The following is a 19,639-nucleotide window of genomic DNA, read 5'->3' as shown; positions in this document are numbered from 1 at the left end:
ACCGCCGGTTCTCCCAGCCGTTGCCCGGGAAGTGCTGGACGTCCTCCCAGTCGACCGGTCCACCATCGTGCCCGCCGACAGGGTCACTGTCACCCACGTCGTCGGCGGCCCGGGGCCGTCGAACGGCGCCATCACCCGCGGCGGCAGGTCGTCGCACCCCACCCCACCACCGAGACCCACCGAGAGGTCCACCGTGACAACCGCAGGAGACATCGAGATTCGACCCCTCGGTTCCCCCGGCGACCTGGGCTGGATCGTCCTCCGCCACGCGGAACTGTTCTCCGCCGAGCAGGGCTGGAGCACCGGGTTCGAGGAGGCGACGCTGGAGATCGCGATCGGCTTCGCCCGATCGCCCTCCCCGCGGCAGGCGGGATGGATCGCCACCCTCGATGGTGCGCGGGCAGGATCGGTGCTGGTCGTCCCCACCGAGGACCCCACCACGGCCAGGGTGCGCGTTCTGCTCGTCGACCCCACCGCCCGGGGCCGGGGCACCGGGGGACGACTGGTGCGCCGCTGCATCGAATTCGCCCGCGAAGCCGGCTACGAAACGCTGACCCTCTCCACGATGACGCAGCTGACCACCGCCCGCCGCATCTACGACGAGCTGGGCTTCGTCCTCACCACCTCCGAACGCCGTCACCGGTTCGGTGCCGAGGTGACCGACGAGCAGTGGGACCTGCAGCTGTCACCGGCTTCCACTCCCGTCCGGGCCGGACGGGGCGGACGGGGCGGACGGGGCGGACGGGACGGGACGGGCAACACCTGACCCCACCGGCACCGCGGTGACGGGCTGCCCACGGGGCGGCGCCGCACACGCCGTTCACCGAGCTCACGTCTCCTTCGCCCGCCACGTCACCGGCGCCGGGACGGGCACTGATCCCAGCGGGATCGCCTGGGTCGACCTCCGACCATGTCGGGGTTCCTCGTCCCAACGTCCCTGATCGACGCCGAACCCCTGCGGCGACTCACCCGGAGGTTCCAGGCGCGGGGATCGCCGTGGTCGATCAGCGCCATCGGTCCCGTACCCGACGCTCGTGGTGGACCTGGAGCCTCGCCTCTTCGCGGCTCCCACCGGATCAGAGCGCTACCACCTCGTGGACGACGACGGCGAACGTCGGCGGGGGTGCGAGACGTGCGACGTCGCGTTCGGTCTCCCCACCGGCACGACCGGCGCGCTCCTGACCCCCGAACTCCTGGCCGGCCACGTCGCCAGACCTGTCCTGGCCTAGCGTGGCGAAACTCCCGTCGCCACCGCCCTGGCCGTCCCGGACGAGGACGGCCGGCTGGGTCTGTTCTGCGTGGCGACGGTCCCCGAAGCGCGGCGCAGCGGGGTCGGTGACCGCTTGATCCGGTTCGTGCTCCACCGGGGATCTGCAGCGGGCGCCCACACCGCGTACCTGCAGCCCACCGAGATCGCCCGATCGCTCTACGAGAGCATCGGGTTCACCGACGGAGACGACGACACCACCTGCTTCGTCTCCCGGTCCGTGGAGCCGCACGGGAACGAGGACTGTGACCCCACCGGCGGTTCTGCCGAGGCACGAGGTGTCTCGTGACCCGCTCGCCATCCGCCGGTGGCCTGGCTGGACGCGGACGGGGACTCCACCCGGCGTCGAGGACCGCGGCAGGACCCGCAGGTGATGTCGGGACCACCTGCGGGGCATTGCTCGTGCGCTCGTACCGACCGGTGCCCGCAATCGATCCTGGAGGTGTGGACGACGCCCACCAGCCGCCCGGCTGGAACTGATCGAGCAGGGCCGCGGGCGGGTGCGGGAGGTCCTGACGGAACCCGGCGAGGTGGCGCGCGCGGTCGTCGCGGTCCCAGGCAGGACGGAGATGTCGATCGACGTCGACTGCCACCCCTCCTGCGCATCGCTGCCCCGAGTTCAGGTTGGGGGGTTCCTCGGCGTCATCGTCGATCTGGAACGTCGGTAGCACCGCCTCCACCGCAGCCTGGAACGCAGCCTCGGCGTGTCGTCGGCGTTCTACTCCGGTGTGCGACGGGGATGTGGTGCGGATGCTGGGGGCGGTACCCAGCTGCGGCAGCGAGGTCGACAAGACCGTACCCACGACTACCGCAGCAGCGGCTCCTCTGCCGATGGCCAGGCGCCGCGGCGCCGGCAGGCGCGGCGCCCAGCTCTGCGGCGGGCCCGATCCACGAGTTCTTCGCTGGGCGAGGTCAGGCGGAGCGGCTCGATCCGTACGATCCCGCGCTGAACTGCCTGCGCCCGCGCGAGGCGCGACCAGCCGCGTTCAGCGGGGCCCGGCGAACTACCCGCGGGAACGTGGCGATCTTCGTCTCCGCGTCCCTACCCCTGCAGGCGCTGCACGATCGCAGGGGCCGGGTCGAGGTGCGCCGGGGGATTGACGGAGGAGCAGGTCGCCACTTTAATACTGACTAGTCAGAAATTAGGAGCAGAGATGTCCCCCGAACCGGCCACCCACACGTCCTGGCGTCCATCCCTCGCCGTCCTGTCGATCGTCACAGCGATCGCTGTGAGCACCATCTACCTGCCTCAGCCGCTGCTGACGGACTTCATCGCTCAGCTCGGTGCCTCCACTGCGGGCGCCAGCACTATCGCCACCGCCGTGCAGCTCGGATACGCGCTCGGCATCTTCCTGCTCGTGCCGCTCGCGGACCACCTCCAGCCGCGCTCCCAGATCAGCCTGCAGATGCTGCTCCTCGCCGCCGGCCTCGTCGTCACCGCCGCGCTGCCGGGGGCCGGGTCCGTCGCCGCCGGGTTCTTCGTCGTGGGCTTCGTCGCGAACATCGCCCAGCTCATCATCCCGACCGCCGCGAAGCTGGCACCGGCAGAGGCGAAGCACGCCACGACCTCCGTCCTGGTCGGTTCCCTGCTCATCGGCATCTTCGGCGGACGCATCGTGGCCGCGCTCGTCGGTACCCTGATCGGCTGGCGCGGTGTCCTCGTCCTCTTCGCGATCCTGGTCCTGCTGTGCCTCCCGCCGCTCCGTCGCGTGGTGCCGCGGGACATGCCGGTCGCCGAACGCACTGCGTACCACCGCATCCTGTTCGCGACGCTCCGTCGCGTCGTGACCAGCCGGGTCCTGCTCGAGAGCGCCGTGATGCAGTTCTTCGGGTTCGCGGCCTTCAACGCGGTCTGGACCGTGATGGTCTTGCACCTCACGGGCGGTTCCACGCACTGGAGCGTCGCCGCCGCCGGGCTGTTCGGCCTCGTCGGGCTGGCCGCCGGGATCGTCACCCTCGTCGGGGCACCCGCCGTGCAGCGCCTCGGGAGCACCTGGACGGTCAGCGTCTCGATCGTCGCGCTCCTGGCCGCGTTGCTGACCGTGGTCGTCGACAACCACCTCATCTGGCTGTTCGTGCCGTCGGTGTTCGTGCTGACCTGGGCGAACCAGCTCCTGCAGTCCGCGAACCAGGGGCGGGTGCTGATGGCGAACCCGGACGGTGCAGCGCAGGCGAACACCATGTTCATGACGGCCGTCTTCCTCGGTGGTTCCCTCGGCGCCACCCTCGGTCCCATCGCCTTCGAGCGGGGCGGGATGACGGACGTCGCGGGGTTGGGCGCGGGACTCGTCGCCGTCGCGGGCGTCGTCTGGGCAGTTTCGTCGATCGTCGAGCACCGAGCGAGTGCCGGGGTCATCACGACACCTGTCCAGCACGCAGCATGAGGTGCACGCGTGGACCGGTTCGCGGCGGACCCCGCTCGGCCCAGCCGAGTTCGTGCGCGACGCGGACCCTTCCGCCGGGCCGGTACCCGTCGGACCCTCGCAAGCGCTGAACACCTGGTCGCCCCGTTCATGGGACTCCCAGACGGGCGACGACGAAGGATGACGGAAGGCGGGGGACGTACCCGAGGCGAAAGCCGCGCTCGGGACGGGCCTCTCACTACGTCCGCGACCACCCCGGCAGCCTCCTCCTCGCGGGAGCCGGAGGTTCTCGCCGAGGCGTACCTCGGTCCAAGCCGGCAACCCGCCACGCCGTGGCAGCACGCATCACGCCCGTGAGTCGGCGCTTCGTCCCGCTGCACCTCCTCATCCGCCCCCCGACGCTCGCTGTCGGAGCACCACAACCCTCAGGAGAACCACGACCGTGCGCGCCATCGTCCACCACCGGTTCGGAGAACCGTCCGCCGTCCTCACCGTCATCGATCTGCCGCTACCGGAACCGGGCCCTGGACAGGTCCGGGTCCAGACGAGGCTCAGCCCGATCCACAACCACAACCTCTGGACGATCCGCGGAATCTACGGCTTCAAGCCGACCCTGCCGGCCCAGGCCGGGACCGAGGCTGTCGGTGTCGTCGACGCTCGGGGGCCCGGCGTCGATTCACCGGCGATCGGGCAGCGAGTCGCCACGGGCGGGACGTTCGGCGTGTGGGCGGAGTACTTCGTCGCCGACGTCGACGAACTCGTTCCCGTCGGGGACCGCACGAGCGACGAGGTCGCGGCGCAACTCGTCTCGATGCCGTTCAGCGCCATCAGCCTCCTCGAGTCCCTCGACCTCGCCCAGGAGGACTGGGTCGTGCAGAACGCCGCCAACGGCACCGTGGGCAGGCTCGTCGCCCAACTCGCCGCAGCGCGCGGCGTCAACGTCGCCGGACTCGTACGCCGCTCGGCCGCCGTCGACGAACTGGCCGTCCAAGGGATCGGGAACATCTTCGCGACCGATTCACCGGGCTGGCGGAGCGAACTCCTGGCCACGACCGCGGGGGGCCGGATCGCTGTCGGCGTCGACTCCGTCGGGGGCGAGGCCAGCGGGCAACTCGTCTCCGTCCTCTCCGAGAACGGCGTCCTCGTCGTGTTCGGCGGGATGCAGTCGCCCGTGATGCACGTGCCCTCCGGCGACATCATGTTCAAGGGCATCACGGTCACCGGGTTCTGGAGCAGCCAGGTCCGGGCCCGGATGGACCACCATCGACGCGCGGCGCTCCTCACCGAACTCGGTCAGCACATCGACGACGGCGACCTGACCCTGCCCGTCGAAGCGACGTACGGCTTCGACGCGGTGCGTGAGGCCACAGCGGCCAATGCTGTGGCCGGGAGAACGGGAAAGGTCCTGCTGCGCCCCTGAGCGATGCGCCCACACGGGCGACGCAGCGGTGGGCGCCGTGCTCGAGGGAGCGCTCGACCCGTTCCTCCCACCGTCGCGACGACCCGGGCACCGGGCCGCCCGCCTCGACCGCCGCACGTTCCGGACCACGAGGAAGGGTTCCACCGAGTCGAACGACAGCCCGCACCACCTGATGGTCGTCACCTGCGAGCTCGCAGGAGGGAACCAGGACGAGTTCGAGGAGATCGCCGGCGCGCACGCTGCGGCGAACGACACCTACCCCGGGGGGCCTCCGGTTCAGCGTCGGTCGAGACATCCGGCATCCTGGCCGGTACCAGCTGATCGAGCTGTGGGCGAACCAGGAACTGCTGGACGAGCACAGCGCTTCGGAGGCCTTCCGGCGCACTGTCGAGGCGCTCGGGTCTGCAACGTCGTCACGGTGCGACCGGACCGGTACGAAGTCGTCTGAACACGCTCGACACGCTGGACGTCCGGCAGGACCGCCGGGCCCGGCCCACCCGTCCTCGTCACTCCGGCCGGCCTCGTGGGAGAAGGACCCTCCACGGGTGCACTAGATTGCCCAGCGCACACGAGCCAATGCGGGAGGGTCAGACCGTGGTCACCTACGACAGGGCCGATACCACCGAGCGCATCTTCCGGGCCGCGGTGGAGGAGTTCGCCGAGGCGGGGATCGCCGGCGCGCGAGTCGACCGGATCGCCGCGCGGGCCAAGAGCAGCAAGGCCCTCATCTACAGCTACATCGGCGACAAGGAAGCACTCTTCACCGCTGTCCTGCGCTCGCGCATGAACGAGCTCGCCGAAGCGGTCGTGCTGCGACCCGACCGTGTCGGTGACTTCGTCGGAGACCTCTTCGACTTCATGACCGCCAACCCCGACGTCCTGCGGCTGGTGTCCCACGAGGCCGCCCACTTCGCCCCGGACGCCTCCCCGGACTTCGCCCAGCGCCGTGACCACTACGCCGAGAAGACGCGTGCGGTCCAGGAGGCCCAGGCCCACGGGCTCGTCGACGACTCCCTCACCCCCTCCTTCGTGGTCCTCTCCCTCATGGCCCTCGTCAGCTGGTACGTCGCCGCCCCCCAGATCACACGGATGGTCCTCGACCAGCCGGAAACCCCCGACCTCCACGCCCGCTACCGGGCCCACCTCGTGACCGTCGCCCGCCGCATGATCACCCCGGAGGGGAGCAGGCCGGAAGGGAACGCGCCGGTTCCGCCTGCAGGCTGAGCTACCAGCCCCAGGGGGTTCTTCGACACGACGACGGAACCGGAACACCCGATCTTCGCCGCCCACCACGTCCAGACGTCGTCGTGGCTGGACCACTGCTCCAGCACACCGCCGCCCCCTCCTGCTGCCACCCTCCGAAGGACTCACCGCGACTCGCGCAGGAGACATCGACGTCCGATCCCTCGGTTCCCCGGGAACCTGGCTGGATCGTCGTGCGCGCGGAACTGTCTCCGCCGAACAGGGCTGAAGCACCGGCTTCGAGGAGACGCCCCTGCAGATCGTGACCGCCTTCGCCCGCGCACTCCCCGCGGCAGGCCGGGGTGGATCTCCACCTTCGACGGTGCGCGAGCAGGATCAGCGCTGATCATCCCGACCGATGATCCTGCCACGGCCAGGCTGCGCGTTCTGCTCGTCGACCTCGCCGCCCGTGGGCGGCGCACGGGCGAGCAACTGGTGCGGCGGTGATCGAGGTCGGCCACGTGACGCTGCCCCTCCCGACGACGGCGCAGTTGCAGGCCGCCCGCCGCGTCCACGACCGAACCGGGTCTCGTCCTCAGCATCCTCGGACCTCGTCACCGGTTCGGCGCCGGAGTGACGGACGAGCGCTGGAACTCGCACCCGTGCTCGCCCGGCTCCTGACTCCGCTCCCGACCATGTCGGGGGTCCTCGCTCCCACGTCCCTGACCGACGCCGAACCCCCTGCGGCGACTCACCCGGAGGTTCCAGGCGCGGGGATCGCCGTGGTCGATCAGCGCCACCGGTCCCGTACCCGACGTCGTGGCCGGGTTCGCGGCTGGCAACGACGCCGCCGAACATCACGAGCCGACACTCGTGGTGAACGTCGAGCCTCACGTCCTGTCCGAGCCGACCGGTCCGGAGCAGCACCACCTCGTGGACGACGAGGACGAACGGCTGCGGCGGAACGAGACGTGCGACCTCGCGTCCGGCCTCCCCGCCGGCACGACCGGCGCGCTCCTGACCCCCGAACTCCTGGCCGGCCACCTCGCCAGGCACGTCCTCACCTACCGAGGCGACACTCCCGTCGCCACCGCCCTGGCCGTCCTGGACGAGGACGGCTGGCTGGGCCTGTTCTGCGTGGCGACCGTTCCGGGGGCGCGTCGTACGGGTGTCGGTGAACGTCTCGTCCGCTCCGTGCTCCCCCGAGGTCACCCGATCGCTGCACGAGAGCATCGGGTTCACCGACGGGCACGGCGACACCACCTACTTCATCCCCGGATCCTCCGAGCCACCGCGAGAAGCAGCGTTCTGATCCTCAGGACGGTCTTGCTGAAGGGGCTGGGGACGGCGGGTAGTCCCAGGACTACCTACGAGAGTGGTCCTGGCACGCTGGTCGCGGCCGGGGCCGTCCACAGATGCTGGAGGTGTGGACACGACGCACCAGCCGCGGCTGGAACTGATCGAGATCACCAAGGTCTACGCGAACTCCCTGCGCGCTGTGGACGAGGTGACGCTGGACCTGCGCCCCGGGATCATCGGCTTGCTCGGACCCAACGGCGCCGGCAAGTCCTCCCTGATGCGGGTGATGGCGACGGTGACCCGACCCACCAGCGGGCAGGTGAGGTTCGAGGGCGTCGACGTGCTGAAGAACCCCGACGTCCTGCGCACCCGGCTGGGCTACCTGCCGCAGGACTTCGGGGTGTACCCCCACCTGACCTCGCGGGAGTTCCTCACCTACCTCGCCGCGGCGAAGGGGTTGTCCGCGCGCTCCGCGCGAGCCCGCATCGACGAACTGCTGGAGCTGCTGAACCTCACCGCAGCCCTCAAGCGCCCGCTGGGGAAGTACTCCGGAGGGATGATGCGCCGCGTCGGCATCGCCCAAGCCCTGCTGGGCGACCCCCGCGTCATCGTCGTCGACGAACCCACCGCCGGTCTCGACCCCGAGGAGCGGGCCCGCTTCCGCGACCTGCTCAGCGAACTGGCCGCCACCCGCATCGTGGTGCTCTCCACCCACATCGTCTCCGACGTCGAATCCGTGGCCTCCGACATCGCCATCGTCACCAGCGGGCGCCTGCAGCGCCGCGGCACGGTGCCGGAACTGCTCGAGCAGGCCCGCGGGCGGGTGTGGGAGGTCCTGGTGGAACCCGGCGAGGTGGCCGACCTGCGGTCGCGCTACACCGTCAGCCGTGCGCTGCGCAGCAGCTCCGGGGTGCAGCTGCGCCTGCTCGGCGACGTCGCACCGCGCGACGCCGTGGCCGTGGCGCCGGAACTGGAGGACGTCTACCTCGATGTCACCGCGCGCCGCTGCGTGGCGGGGCCCGCTCCGGTGACGACCCCGGTGAGTGCGTGAACACCGCACCGGCTCGTCTGGCCCGGATGACCGTGGGGGATCTGCGCGAGCGGATGCGGCGCCCGGCCTACGCCGTGGTCGTGCTGGCCTCGATCGGACTGGCGGCCCTGGCCGTTCCCGACCCCCGGTCACGCTGGTCGATCATCACCGTCAGCGGCTACCGCGGGCTCTACGACAGCGCCTACGTCGGCACCGTGACCGCGGTGGCCAGTGCGCTGTGGATCAGCCTGGCCGGCTTCTACGTCATCCGCACCAGCATCGCCCGCGACGAGCGCAGCCGTGTGGGCCAACTGCTCGCCGCCACCCCGCTGCCCACCCGCACCTACCTGCTGGCCAAGTTCGCCGGCAACCTGGGCGTGCTGCTGTCGATGCTGGCGGTCGTCGCCCTCAGCGCCGCGGTGCTGCAACTGCTGCGCGGGGAGTCCTCGCACCTGGACGTGGGCCGGTTGCTGCTGCCCTACCTGGCCCTGCCTCTGCCGCTGCTCACCCTGACCGCGGCGGCCGGAGTCGTCTTCGAGGCCACTCCGGTGCTGCGCACCAGCCTCGGCAACGCGACGTGGATCGCCCTGGTGCTGGGCGTGGCGGCGGCGGGCGGCTCCAGCACCGCACCTCTGGGAGGTACCGGTTTCGGCGCCATCGTCGCCTCGCTGCAGGCGGGGATGGCCGCCGCCGGGGTGAACCACGCCGACCAGCGCGACGTCGTCATCGGTCTGGCCCACCTGCCCGCGCCGCTGCGCACCTTCGCCTGGGCCGGGTGGAGCCCCGGTGAGGGTTTCCTGCTCAGCCGGCTCGCGCTGGGTGTGCTGGGCGTGCTGCTGGTCCTGGTACCGACCCTGTGGTTCACCCGGTTCGACCCCTCCCGCACCCGGGCGAGGCGTCTGCGTCCCCGCGCCCCGGGAACCGGCGCGATGGCCCAGCCCGTCACCGCAGCAGCGGCACCGGTGGCTGCGCGGGCCGGCACGGTGCGGGCACCCTCGGCTGCCGTGGAGCACGGCAACACCGCCTGGCGCCTGGTCGTCGGCGAGCTGCGCATCCTGATCCAGGGCCTCACGCCCTGGTGGTGGCTGGGGGCGCTGGCGATCGCCGTCGTCGTCCTGGCCCTACCGCAGGCGCAGGTGCCTCGGGGGCTGCTGGTGGCGTGGGTGTGGCCGGTGCTGGTGTGGTCGCGCCTGGGCGCTCAGCAGGGCGAGAACGACCTGGAGGGGTTGATGGCCTCCTACCCCTGGCCGCGCTCGCGGTTCCTGGCGCAGTGGGCCGCGGGTATCGTCTTCACCCTCGTGACGGGGCTCGCGCCGGCGGTGCGGATGCTGATGGCCGGTGACGGTGCGGGGTTGGCCGCCTGGGTGGCGGGGGCGGTGTTCATCCCCTCCCTGGCGCTGGGTCTGGGTCGGCTGAGCCGGACCCAGCGACTGTTCCAGGCCCTCTACCTGCTGCTGTGGTACCTGATGGTGAACGGCTCGGCGGCGCTGGACATCATGGGAGCCGTGCGCACCGACGGCCACCTCGACGGCCCCCGCCCCGTGATCGTGCTGGCCGTCGGCGTGGTCGTGCTGATGCTCTCCACGATCCTGGTGGCGGGGCGCTCCGGAGCCGGAGCTCTCGCGATCCGTTCCCCGACGTCACACCGCCGTCCGCGGCCACCGCAGCGGGTCGGGTAGCTGCGGTGAGCAGCGGGGGCCGCCTCCTGCGGTGGCGGCACCGGACGAGGCGGCTCAGGCGGGCGTTGACCTACCTGGCCCTGCGTTCTCCTCTGCCCGCGCTCGTCGCCGGGGCCGTCATCGCGGCCGCCACCCGGGGGTGGCAGACCCTGCTCACCAGTGGTGTGCCGATGCTGCTGCTGGGAGTGGCGGTCCTGGTGCTGCTCGCCCCGCGTCAGCGCGAGGCCGTCACCCTGCTGGGGGGTACCCCCGTCGCCGATCCCCACCGCGAGACCGAGCACGACGGCTCCGTCTCCGCGGTGCTGCTGCGTGTGCGGGAACGCAGCACGGCACGCGAAGTGCTGCACGCCCTGACGATCATCGCACTGGCCCCCCTCGACGTCGCCCTCGCCTTCTCCTGGCTCCTCGCGCTCGTGCTGGTCCTCACCCCGGCGCTGGTGCTCAGCGGCCACCCGGTCAGCGTGGGCCCGCTGACCATGACCACGCCGATCCAGGCGCTGGCCGGGGCTGGTGGCGGCCTGGCCGGGAGCGTTGCGGGGGCCGTCGCGATCAGCCGCCTGGCCGAGGCTCACGCGCACCTGGTGCGGGTCCTGCTGGGGCCACGCGGGGAGGAGCTGCGTGAACAGGTCAGCGACCTCACCCGCTCGCGGTTGCGGCTGGTCAACGCCTTCGACGTCGAACGCCGCCGCATCGAACGTGACCTGCACGACGGCGCGCAGCAGCAGTTGATCTCCCTGGTGATGACGTTGGACCTGGCCCGGATCGAGCTGGAAGGCCTTCCCCGGGGTGAGGCCGCGGCTCTGGTGGACCAGGCCCACGCCCAGGCCAGCCAGACGATCGGTGAACTGCGCGCCCTCATCCACGGCATCCACCCCCCGGTGCTGACCGAGCTGGGCCTGCCCGCCGCGCTGGAGGCGCTGGCCGAGCGCTCCGTGCTCGCGGTGGACCTGACCCTGGGCCCGGGCCTGGACACCGGTCAGCGCCTACCGGCGAGCGTGGAGAGCGCGGCGTACTTCATCGCGGCCGAAGCCCTGGCCAACGCGGCCAAGCACAGCGGCGCGGACCGGGTCCACGTCGCCCTGGGTGCCACCCCGGACGTGGTGACCTTGCAGATCAGCGACGACGGAGGCGGTGGGGCGCAGGCTGGGCACGGGAGCGGGCTGACCGGGCTGGGCGACCGGGTGGCCGCCGTGGGCGGCAACCTGAGGCTGAGCAGCCCCCCGGGAGGACCGACGGTGGTCCGCGCCGAGATTCCCCTCCCCCAGTCCGCCGCCTCCACCCGACCCTCGAGCTCCACGCCCGCGGAACGGACAGGTACCGGCGAGGCGGTACCGGGGACGGGCACCACGAGGGCCAGGACGGAGGATGAGACCCGTGAGCGAACGGGCGGACCAGACCAGCCGAGGTCTCAGACAGGACCGGGACCACGACGGCGACGCGGAGGCGAGCACCCGCACGGCCACTGACGCAGGTGAGGGTGCAGGCAGCGCTCGACCTCGCCGGGTGGTCATCGCCGAGGACAACGCCCTGCTGCGCGAAGGTCTGGAGCAGCTGCTGCAACGCTTCGGCTTCACCGTCGTCGCAACCGCCTCCGACGCCGAGGAACTCATCGCCGCGGACCGCGAGCACTCCCCCGACATCGTGCTCACCGATGTGCGCATGCCCCCGGGCTTCCGCGACGAAGGGCTGCGCGCGGCATTGGAGCTGCGCCGGCGCAGACCGGGTCTGCCCGTCGTCGTGCTCAGCCAGTACGTCGAGCAGGCCTACGCCGCGCAACTGCTGGCCGACGGCGAGGAGGGCGTGGGCTACCTGCTCAAGGACCGCGTCGGGGACGTGCGCGCCCTGGTGGCCGCCCTCGACGAGGTCGCCGCGGGAGGAACCGTCATCGATCCCCAGGTCGTCCGGCAACTGCTGAGCCGGCGCCGCGATCCACTGGCCACCCTCAGCGAACGCGAGCGGGAGACACTGGCGCTGATGGCCGAGGGCCGCTCCAACGCCGCCATCGCGCAACGGCTGGTCATCACCGAAGCCACCGTGGCCAAGCACGTGCGCAGCATCCTGGAGAAGCTGAACCTGCCGCCGACGGCGGCTGACAACCGCCGGGTGCTCGCCGTGATCGCCTACCTCCACCACGGGACCTGAGCAGAGGCCGGCGAGGGTGGGAAACGCTGTCGCCGCCGTGTTCCACCGCTCGATCGGGCTCGTCAGTGGTACGGCCTCATCCGCCGACCCCGGCGGGATCGTCCGCGGCCTCGTCGATGCCCCGGCGACGGCTGGTCCGGAACCTCTCCTGGTACGCGCGGGGCGAGACACCCACGTGCGCGGTGAAGACGCGGCGCAGCGTCTCCGGGCTACCGATGCCGACGGCGCGCGCGGTCGCCGCCACGGAGTGACCCTCGTGGAGCAGGCGCACCGCCGCGTCGACGCGCACCGCCTCGACGTACCGGCCCGGGGTCGTGGCCAGCTCGGCGTGGAAGAGCCGCGTGAGGTGGCGGGGGCTGAGGTGGGCGCGGGCGGCGAGAGCGGACAGCGAGTGGTCCCCGGCGGGATCGGCAGCGACGGCGTCGCTCACCTCCCGCAGCGAGCTGGTCCGTGGGCGCGGCAGCGACGAGGACGGAGAGAACTGCGACTGCCCCCCGGGGCGTTGCAGGAACACCACCAGCGACCGCGCGACCTGGCGGGCGAGCTCACCCCCGTGATCGGCCTCCACCAGCGCCAGGGCCAGGTCGATGCCGGCCGAGACCCCGGCAGAGGTGTAGACGCCGCGGTCCTCCACGAAGATCGCGTCCGGTTCGACGTCGATGCGGGGGAAGGAACGCGCCAACAGCGCGGTGGAGCGCCAGTGCGTCGTCGCCCGGCGTCCGTCCAGCAGACCGGCAGCGGCCAGGACGAAGGCACCGGTGCAGATGGACGCGGTCCGGCCCGCCCGCCGCGCGAGGCGCTGCACCGAACCGATGAGGTCCGCCGCGATCGGCGTGGTCGGTAGTTCGTCGCCACCGACGACGAGGACGGTGCCCACGCCCCGGGCACCACGAGCGGCTCCGTCGACGGGCACGCGCACGCCGACCGAGGAGGAGACGGGCTGCCCGTCCGGGGAGCGGACCTCCAGCACGTAGCGGGCCCCGAAGCGGTTGGCTTCGGCGAAGACCTCCATCGGGCCGACGAGGTCCAGCAGCTTCATCCCGTCGAAGACCACGGCCGTGACCTTGTGCGAGGGGACGCGGTGCGCGGACGGGGAGAGGGACGCGTACGGACTGCGGTGCTCGGCGTCGACGGTGTCCGGCGACACGATGTCCTCCTCTGCTCGCGGGGGATGTCCGGATCTGAGGGAAGCATGGCACGACGGACAGCACCCTCGCAGGTGCTGGAGACGCAGGATGGGTGGTCCCGGGGCCGTCGGCCCCACGAACGACGACGAGGACGGAATCCCCGTGACCGAGACCACCCCCGAGACCATCGCCGGTGTGCGCGTACCCGACTCCACCCTGGCCCGCGAGGCCACCGAACTGATCCGCGACGCCGCCGACGACCTGATCTTCGACCACTCCCGCCGGGTGTTCCTCTTCGGATCCCTGCGAGGACGGCGCCTGGGCCTGGACGCCGACCCGGAACTGCTCTACGTCGGGGCGATGTTCCACGACCTCGGCCTGACCCCCACCCACCGGCGCGACGACCAGCGCTTCGAACTCGACGGGGCCGACGAGGCACAGCGGTTCCTCACCGCCCACGGCGTTCCGCCGCAGCGGGTGCGGCTGGTCTGGGAGGCCATCGCCCTGCACACCACCCCGGAAGTGCCGTGGCGACTGGAACCGGAGGTCGCACTGGTGACCGCCGGGGTGGAGACCGACGTCCTGGGCATCGGCCACCTCGACCTCGACGCCGCCGACGTGGAGGCGGTCGTGGCCGCCCACCCACGCCCCGGCTTCAAGCAGGCCATCGTCGACGCCTTCGCCGACGGGTTCCGCCACCGCCCCGCCACCACCTTCGGCACCGTCAACGCCGACGTCCTCGAGCACCGCGTCCCCGGCTACCGCCACATCGACTTCGTGGAGGTCATCGAGAACAACTCCTGGCCGGAGTGAACGAGCGAGGTGGGAGGGCCAGACCGATCCGTACCCTCGCCAAGTGGTTGCCCCGGCCAAGACGTCGACGGCAGGACGGCGCCGTGCACGAGGAGGACCCCCGGTGGGTGTGACCCCCTCCCTGCAGAAGCAGTGGCGGCCACACGGGAGCGTTGTCGCAGGCGTCACCGATCGAACCGATCGGCGGTGCGGCGCCCTGCGCGCTCCGCCCCGAGGTCACCGTCCCTGCGCGACTGAGGACGAGGGGGGACCTCCACAGGTTCTCAGCCCGCACCCCGTCCTCACCAGGAACGGTGGCACCGGCCTTCCTCACCCGTCGGACCCGGTGCGCACCCTCCATCCGCACGAAACGGTGCACGGTGCGGTGAGGCACAGCCAGGCTCAACGGGTGCGTAGACCGGGCGTCTGCGCGCAGCTCCCACTGCCGTTCCCAAGGAATTCGCAGGTGAACGTCAGTGGCCGGTGAGATGTTGCCTGTTGCCTGAACCCGACACCGTCTCAGTACAGGGGAATTCTCATGGATCGCAGCGAAGGAAGACCCGTACTGGTCGACGACCAGGAAGAGACGGAAGAGGAGGAGGAGTTCCCGCCGTACTGGCGGTCTGACGGTCCGAGCCGGACACGGGTGGCCGTCCTGGCCGATTCCGCCGCCATGGTCACCGCGCTCACGACCTGGGTCGCCGCCTCGTCGTACGAACTCGTCCTGGCCGTGCAGCTTCAGCCGTCGGACGCCGGCGCGAGCCGGGACCACCGGTACGTCGCGCCGGAACCCGTCACCGACGTCCCCCTGCTGATCACCAGGACGCCGATCCGCACGATCGCTCCACTGGTGCGGGATCTTGCCGTCGACGTGCTGGTCAGCGATGCCCGTCAGGCACTGCCGGCCCACGTCGTCGTCTCGCCCCGAAGGGGCACCGTCGTCCTGCAGCGGTCGAACCTCCCCGGGACAGACGGATCCTCGTGGGAGTTGCGGTCTCCGACGCACGAGCTCCTGGCCGCCTCGGCGCCGCTCGATGCGCCTCCGAGCGCCGGTGAACCGGGCGGGACGGAGTTCTCGGCGGTGCTGGAGCACGGGCTGCGACGCTGGCTCACGCCATCGCCGCTGCGCTCCACCCCCGCCCACCTGGGCGCCAGAACAACGTTTCCCGACCTCGACCGCGGGGCGCAGCGATCGGTGAGCCTCCGGTGAGCAGGGCCTCCCGACAAGGACTGGGAGGGTCTGCTGGCTGCCCTGTAGAACCAGAGCACCGACGAGACAAGAGTCGCCGGTGGTCAACGACTCATCTCGGGGCAGTCGCTGCTGTTCACACCTTGAATCCGCCCGTGCTGGCCCAACCACCCACGGGTCTGCCCCCACTTCGGTTGACTCCGGTCGGTTGACTCCGGTCGATGGGGCGACCAAGTCGCGTGAGCGGCTCGTAGCAGTGTCTCGAATTCGACGGGTGTGAGTCGACCGAAGGTTTGCTGGCGTCGACGGTGGTGGTGAGTCTTCTCGATCCAGGTCACGATCGCCAGGCGGAGTTCTTGGAGGTCGACCAACGCCGGCGGTTGAGGACGCCCTTCTGCAGGAGGCTGAAGCAGGACTCCGTGGCAGCGTTGTCGACTCAGGTCTCGACCCGGCCCGTCGAGACGCGCGCCCGAGCGTAGGCGTGAGAACGGAATTGCGACCCTACCTCGCGGGAGTTCCATGTCCTTGACTTCCTTGTCCCTGCCGTGGCTGATCCTGATCTTCGTCGCCGCCGCCGGCGCCATCTGGATCGCCGGCGTCCAACTGTCCAACCAGACCGACGTCCTCGCCGAACGTCTCCACCTCGGTGCAGCACTGGGCGGAACGGTCCTGCTGGCGGTGGCGACGAACCTGCCCGAGATCGCGATCACGGTGAGTGCCGCAACGAGCGGGAACGTGGGTGTGGCCACCGGGAACATCCTCGGCGGCATCGCCATCCAGACTGTCGTCCTGGTGGCCCTGGACGCCTTCGGCACCCACGGGGGACGCCCCTTGATGCACCGCGCCGCCTCCCTCACCCTGGTCTTGGAGGGCGCGGTCGTCGTCGCTGTCCTCGGCGTCGTCATCGCCGCCAGCCAATTGCCGCGGGACCTCATCCTCGCGCGCGTGGCCCCCGGCGGCCTGCTCATCGCGCTCCTCTGGATCGCCGGGCTGCTACTGCTGAACCGCGCCGGGCGCGGGTTGCCCTGGCAGGAGCAGGGCGAGGCCCCGGACAACCAGGAGCCGCCCAAGGGACACAGCCGGAAGAAGAAGGAGCAGGACGCCACCGCGCGGGGGAAGAAGACCGGCAAGGCCGCGGCGATCTTCGTGTTCGCCGCGCTGGTGACCTTGGTGGCCGGGGTGGTGCTGGAACGCAGCGGCGATGCGATCTCCGACGACATCGGGTTCTCCGGGGTGCTGTTCGGAGCCACGGTCCTCGCGGCGGCCACCTCACTGCCGGAACTCTCCACGGGACTGACGTCGGTGCGCAACGGCGACTACCAGCTGGCCGTGAGCGACATCTTCGGTGGCAACGCCTTCCTGCCCGTGCTGTTCCTCGTGGCCACAGTCGTGTCGGGGCAGGCGGTCCTCCCGCAGGCAGCCTCCAGCGACATCTACCTCACCGCGGTCGCCATCCTGCTGACGATCGTGTACGTGGTGGGTTTGATCTTCCGCCCGACCAAGCGGGTGCTGGGGATGGGGGTGGACTCACTGGTCGTCCTCGTCCTGTACGTGGTGTCGGTGGCGGGACTGATCACCCTGTCCGGCGGGAACGGCTGAGCCTGGTGCGATGACCGACTTCCGGGAGTTGAGATGAGCGTCTTCCCTTCCGTGCTCGTCCTCGACGTCAAGGGGCCCGCTCCGACATGGGCCCCGGGGCAGCGGTTCTGCGACGTCGGTGCCCTCGCGCACCTGGCAACGCTGTGGCTCGCCACGTCGCTGTGCGACGGCTCGGAGCTGATCCGCGCACCGGAGGCCGCCGTTGCGGGTACCGAGGTGCAGGTGACGTCGCTGCAGGAGTGCGCGGATGCGTGGAACGGTGTGACGTGAGGCAGGTAGCACCCGCGGTGTGGGTCGTCGTGCCAATCCAGCGCCGGAACTGCCACGCCCTCCACGACTCCTCGGGGGCCGGTGTGGATCGCTCCGGTCCTCCTGTCGTCGGTGTGCTCGGACGACACCTCGGCCCGGGAGAACCGTCGATGGTCGAGCGCTCACCGGTCCGAGGCCCGTACGCTGGACCCTCAGGAGTCGTGTGCCGGACAACTCTTCCCGTGCCGTGCGCGACGAGCTGGCGGCCACGGCCAGCTCGTGGATCGAGACCGCTGACCTGCAGCGCGCACGGTTCCCCGCGGGGGTTTCCGAGTCGTGAGTAGACTCCCACCAGGGTGCAGGACCACCCTCACGTGGCGACACCCTGGCTCAGCCAGCGAGAAGATGGACTTGAAGTGCAGATTGATCTCACCGGCTCCGAGCTGGGCGAAGTGGTCGCGGACGTGTGCATCGTGGGCGCAGGAGTCGCCGGCCTCACTCTCGCCCACCAACTGATCGACACCGGGTTGTCCGTGGTGGTCGTGGAGAGCGGTGAGTGGGAGCCGGACACAGCGGCCCAAGAACTCGCCGAGGCCGAGCTGGACTCCCTCCACTACACGCGCGACGCGGTGTCCGCGGGCCGGCGACGGCAGTTCGGCGGTACCGCCAACGCGTGGACCCACGTCACCAAGCCGGGCAGCGGCAGGGTCTACGCCCGCTCGCTCACGGCCGAGGCGATCGACTTCGACACCAAGCCGTGGCAGCGGGAGGGTGGCTGGCCGATCACCCTCGACGAGCTGCAGCCCTGGTACGACCAGGCCCAGCGCCGGTGGACGCGACGAGGGACCGGGGCGCTGACCGAACGCGCTGTGGCTGCCCGACCACCCCTGCCGCTGGCCGCGGGGGCGCTGACGACGCGGGTGGCGGACTACGGCCCGTCGGACGTGTTCACGGTGGCCTTCCGCGACGATCTCGTCACGGCAGCCAACACCGAGGTCCTGGTCGGCTCGACGGTCGTGGCACTGGAGACGGACCGTCGGGGGTCGACGGTCGAGACCGCGGTCGTCGTGCGCTCCGACGGCACCCGTCTTCGCGTCCGCGCCGCCACGTTCGTCCTGGCCGGCGGCGGGGTGGAGAACGTGCAGCTGCTGCTCACCTCCGACGTCGGCGCCCCCGGGGGGCAGGGCAACCGGCACGACACCGTCGGCCGTTACCTCACCGATCACCCTGAGTTCCGGATGGGAACGATCGTGCCCGCGGATCCGGGGCTGATCGACGCGATCGGTCTCTACGACATGCACTGGGTGGATGGCGCGATGGTCAGTGGGCTGCTGACGTTGTCGCAGGAGGTGAAGCGCGCAGAAGACCTGCTCAACGTCGGCGCCGTCCTCATCCCCCAACCGGCCGCGTTCGGCACGCCCGCTGAGCGCGCCTTGCGCGTGCTGCACTCGGTGGCCACCTCACCGACGGGCGGATCGGTGCCGGCCGCGTTCCGCGCGCTGGCCGAAGTCGTGACCGCGCCGAAGGCAGCCGCGGCGGTGCTGCAGATGCGCGCCGCCAAGCGGCGAGGTGACTTCGACTACGGGGACGGTTTCGTCTGGCACCGCGGGGGGTGGTCACGACCCGGGTACGACCGTCGCCGGTTCGGGGTCGTGGAGGTCCACGCGGCGACGGAGCAGAGTCCGCACCGCGAGAACAGGATCCACCTCACCGATCAGCGGGACAGGCTGGGCCGTCGCCGAGTCGGTGTCCGACTGCACTGGGCGAAGGACGACTACGAGAACATCGGTCGATCGATCGAGCTGTTCGGCCGCGAGATCGAGGCTTCCGGCATCGGGCGGTTCGAACGTTGGGTGCAGTACACCGGCTCTCAGCAACCGATGACGACCGGTCTGCACCACCCGATGGGTGGAACGCGCATGAGCGAGGATCCCCGTACGGGCGTGGTGGACGCCGATTGCCGAGTCCACGGCACGCGCAACCTCTTCGTCGCCGGCTCGTCGACGTTCAGCACGGGTCTCGGATACTCCAACCCGACGCTGACGGTCATGGCTCTCGCCCTCCGGTTGGCCGCCCACTTCGCCGCTGGTGAGCCGGTGCGTCTCGGGGAGCGAGATGACGTGACACACCGCTGACGGCGGCCGGCGGGCGGGTTTGCCGCACCGATCGGTGACGACCGAGCCGGCTCGTCCTCGGGCGAGCCTGGAACGTCGTCGCCGTACCCGAGCCCTACCCCCGCGAGCAGGAGAACGAGGTCCTGCGCCGCGGCCTGCCTCTCCCAGGCCAGTCTGCCGGGGTTCC

16 protein-coding genes and 2 pseudogenes are annotated in these 19,639 nt (G+C 71.0%); 16 read left to right on the top strand and 2 right to left on the bottom strand.

Annotated elements, in window-relative coordinates:
* The first annotated feature begins 193 nt into the window (after positions 1–193).
* From ACFQ46_RS22470 to ACFQ46_RS22420, 11 genes and pseudogenes are all read left to right on the top strand, one after another.
* On the top strand, positions 194–766 hold the full coding sequence (locus ACFQ46_RS22470) for a GNAT family N-acetyltransferase (protein ID WP_380262269.1): 573 nt from the start codon (positions 194–196) through the stop codon (positions 764–766).
* Between the two features lie 271 nt (positions 767–1,037).
* A complete protein-coding gene (locus tag ACFQ46_RS22465; RefSeq protein WP_380262267.1) occupies positions 1,038–1,229 on the top strand; it encodes a hypothetical protein in 192 nt (63 codons plus the stop codon).
* Positions 1,230–1,244: 15 nt separating this feature from the next.
* Positions 1,245–1,556 (top strand): annotated as a pseudogene (locus ACFQ46_RS22460) (GNAT family N-acetyltransferase); the annotation flags it as partial.
* 940 nt (positions 1,557–2,496) lie between these two features.
* Positions 2,497–3,651 carry an MFS transporter gene (locus ACFQ46_RS22455; RefSeq protein WP_380262265.1) on the top strand — a complete coding sequence of 385 codons (1,155 nt, stop codon included), beginning with the start codon at positions 2,497–2,499 and terminating at the stop codon, positions 3,649–3,651.
* Between the two features lie 421 nt (positions 3,652–4,072).
* The gene (locus tag ACFQ46_RS22450; protein ID WP_380262263.1) at positions 4,073–5,050 is read left to right on the top strand and encodes a zinc-binding dehydrogenase; all 978 of its coding nucleotides are present in this window, start codon (positions 4,073–4,075) and stop codon (positions 5,048–5,050) included.
* Positions 5,051–5,289: 239 nt separating this feature from the next.
* Entirely contained in the window at positions 5,290–5,604 is a 315-nt protein-coding gene (locus ACFQ46_RS22445) for a putative quinol monooxygenase (protein ID WP_380262696.1), read from the top strand.
* 40 nt (positions 5,605–5,644) lie between these two features.
* The gene (locus ACFQ46_RS22440) at positions 5,645–6,274 is read left to right on the top strand and encodes a TetR family transcriptional regulator (protein ID WP_380262261.1); all 630 of its coding nucleotides are present in this window, start codon (positions 5,645–5,647) and stop codon (positions 6,272–6,274) included.
* Between the two features lie 1,384 nt (positions 6,275–7,658).
* Positions 7,659–8,582 carry an ABC transporter ATP-binding protein gene (locus ACFQ46_RS22435; RefSeq protein ID WP_380262259.1) on the top strand — a complete coding sequence of 308 codons (924 nt, stop codon included), beginning with the start codon at positions 7,659–7,661 and terminating at the stop codon, positions 8,580–8,582.
* A complete protein-coding gene (locus ACFQ46_RS22430) occupies positions 8,579–10,240 on the top strand; it encodes a hypothetical protein (protein ID WP_380262257.1) in 1,662 nt (553 codons plus the stop codon). Before ACFQ46_RS22435 ends, ACFQ46_RS22430 begins: the two co-directional genes overlap by 4 nt.
* A gap of 5 nt (positions 10,241–10,245) precedes the next feature.
* A complete protein-coding gene (locus ACFQ46_RS22425; protein ID WP_380262255.1) occupies positions 10,246–11,706 on the top strand; it encodes a histidine kinase in 1,461 nt (486 codons plus the stop codon).
* Between the two features lie 37 nt (positions 11,707–11,743).
* The gene (locus ACFQ46_RS22420; protein WP_380262253.1) at positions 11,744–12,382 is read left to right on the top strand and encodes a response regulator transcription factor; all 639 of its coding nucleotides are present in this window, start codon (positions 11,744–11,746) and stop codon (positions 12,380–12,382) included.
* Positions 12,383–12,458: 76 nt separating this feature from the next.
* Here the strand turns inward: ACFQ46_RS22420 and ACFQ46_RS22415 are convergent, their stop codons facing one another.
* Positions 12,459–13,529, bottom strand: coding sequence for a GlxA family transcriptional regulator (locus tag ACFQ46_RS22415; RefSeq protein ID WP_380262251.1), 1,071 nt, complete (start codon positions 13,527–13,529; stop codon positions 12,459–12,461).
* Between the two features lie 142 nt (positions 13,530–13,671).
* On the opposite strand from ACFQ46_RS22415, the gene ACFQ46_RS22410 reads away from it, so the two are divergent.
* The gene (locus tag ACFQ46_RS22410; RefSeq protein WP_380262249.1) at positions 13,672–14,322 is read left to right on the top strand and encodes an HD domain-containing protein; all 651 of its coding nucleotides are present in this window, start codon (positions 13,672–13,674) and stop codon (positions 14,320–14,322) included.
* Positions 14,323–14,839: 517 nt separating this feature from the next.
* Positions 14,840–15,511, top strand: coding sequence for a hypothetical protein (locus ACFQ46_RS22405; RefSeq protein WP_380262247.1), 672 nt, complete (start codon positions 14,840–14,842; stop codon positions 15,509–15,511).
* A gap of 233 nt (positions 15,512–15,744) precedes the next feature.
* Here ACFQ46_RS22405 and ACFQ46_RS22400 read toward each other — a convergent pair.
* A pseudogene (locus ACFQ46_RS22400) lies at positions 15,745–15,992 on the bottom strand (IS3 family transposase); the annotation flags it as partial.
* Between the two features lie 23 nt (positions 15,993–16,015).
* Between ACFQ46_RS22400 and ACFQ46_RS22395 the strand changes: the two are divergent.
* From ACFQ46_RS22395 to ACFQ46_RS22385, 3 genes are all read left to right on the top strand, one after another.
* Entirely contained in the window at positions 16,016–17,089 is a 1,074-nt protein-coding gene (locus ACFQ46_RS22395) for a sodium:calcium antiporter (RefSeq protein WP_380262245.1), read from the top strand.
* Between the two features lie 33 nt (positions 17,090–17,122).
* Positions 17,123–17,359: a hypothetical protein gene (locus ACFQ46_RS22390; RefSeq protein ID WP_380262243.1), complete on the top strand. Its 237-nt coding sequence runs from the start codon at positions 17,123–17,125 to the stop codon at positions 17,357–17,359.
* Between the two features lie 452 nt (positions 17,360–17,811).
* Positions 17,812–19,473, top strand: coding sequence for an FAD-dependent oxidoreductase (locus tag ACFQ46_RS22385; protein ID WP_380262241.1), 1,662 nt, complete (start codon positions 17,812–17,814; stop codon positions 19,471–19,473).
* Positions 19,474–19,639: the final 166 nt, after the last annotated feature.

This window comes from Kineococcus sp. GCM10028916 (assembly GCF_042674865.1).
Lineage (GTDB): Bacteria > Actinomycetota > Actinomycetes > Actinomycetales > Kineococcaceae > Kineococcus.
Note: the sequence above shows the minus strand (reverse complement) of the source record. Positions and strands in the feature narration are given on the sequence as shown.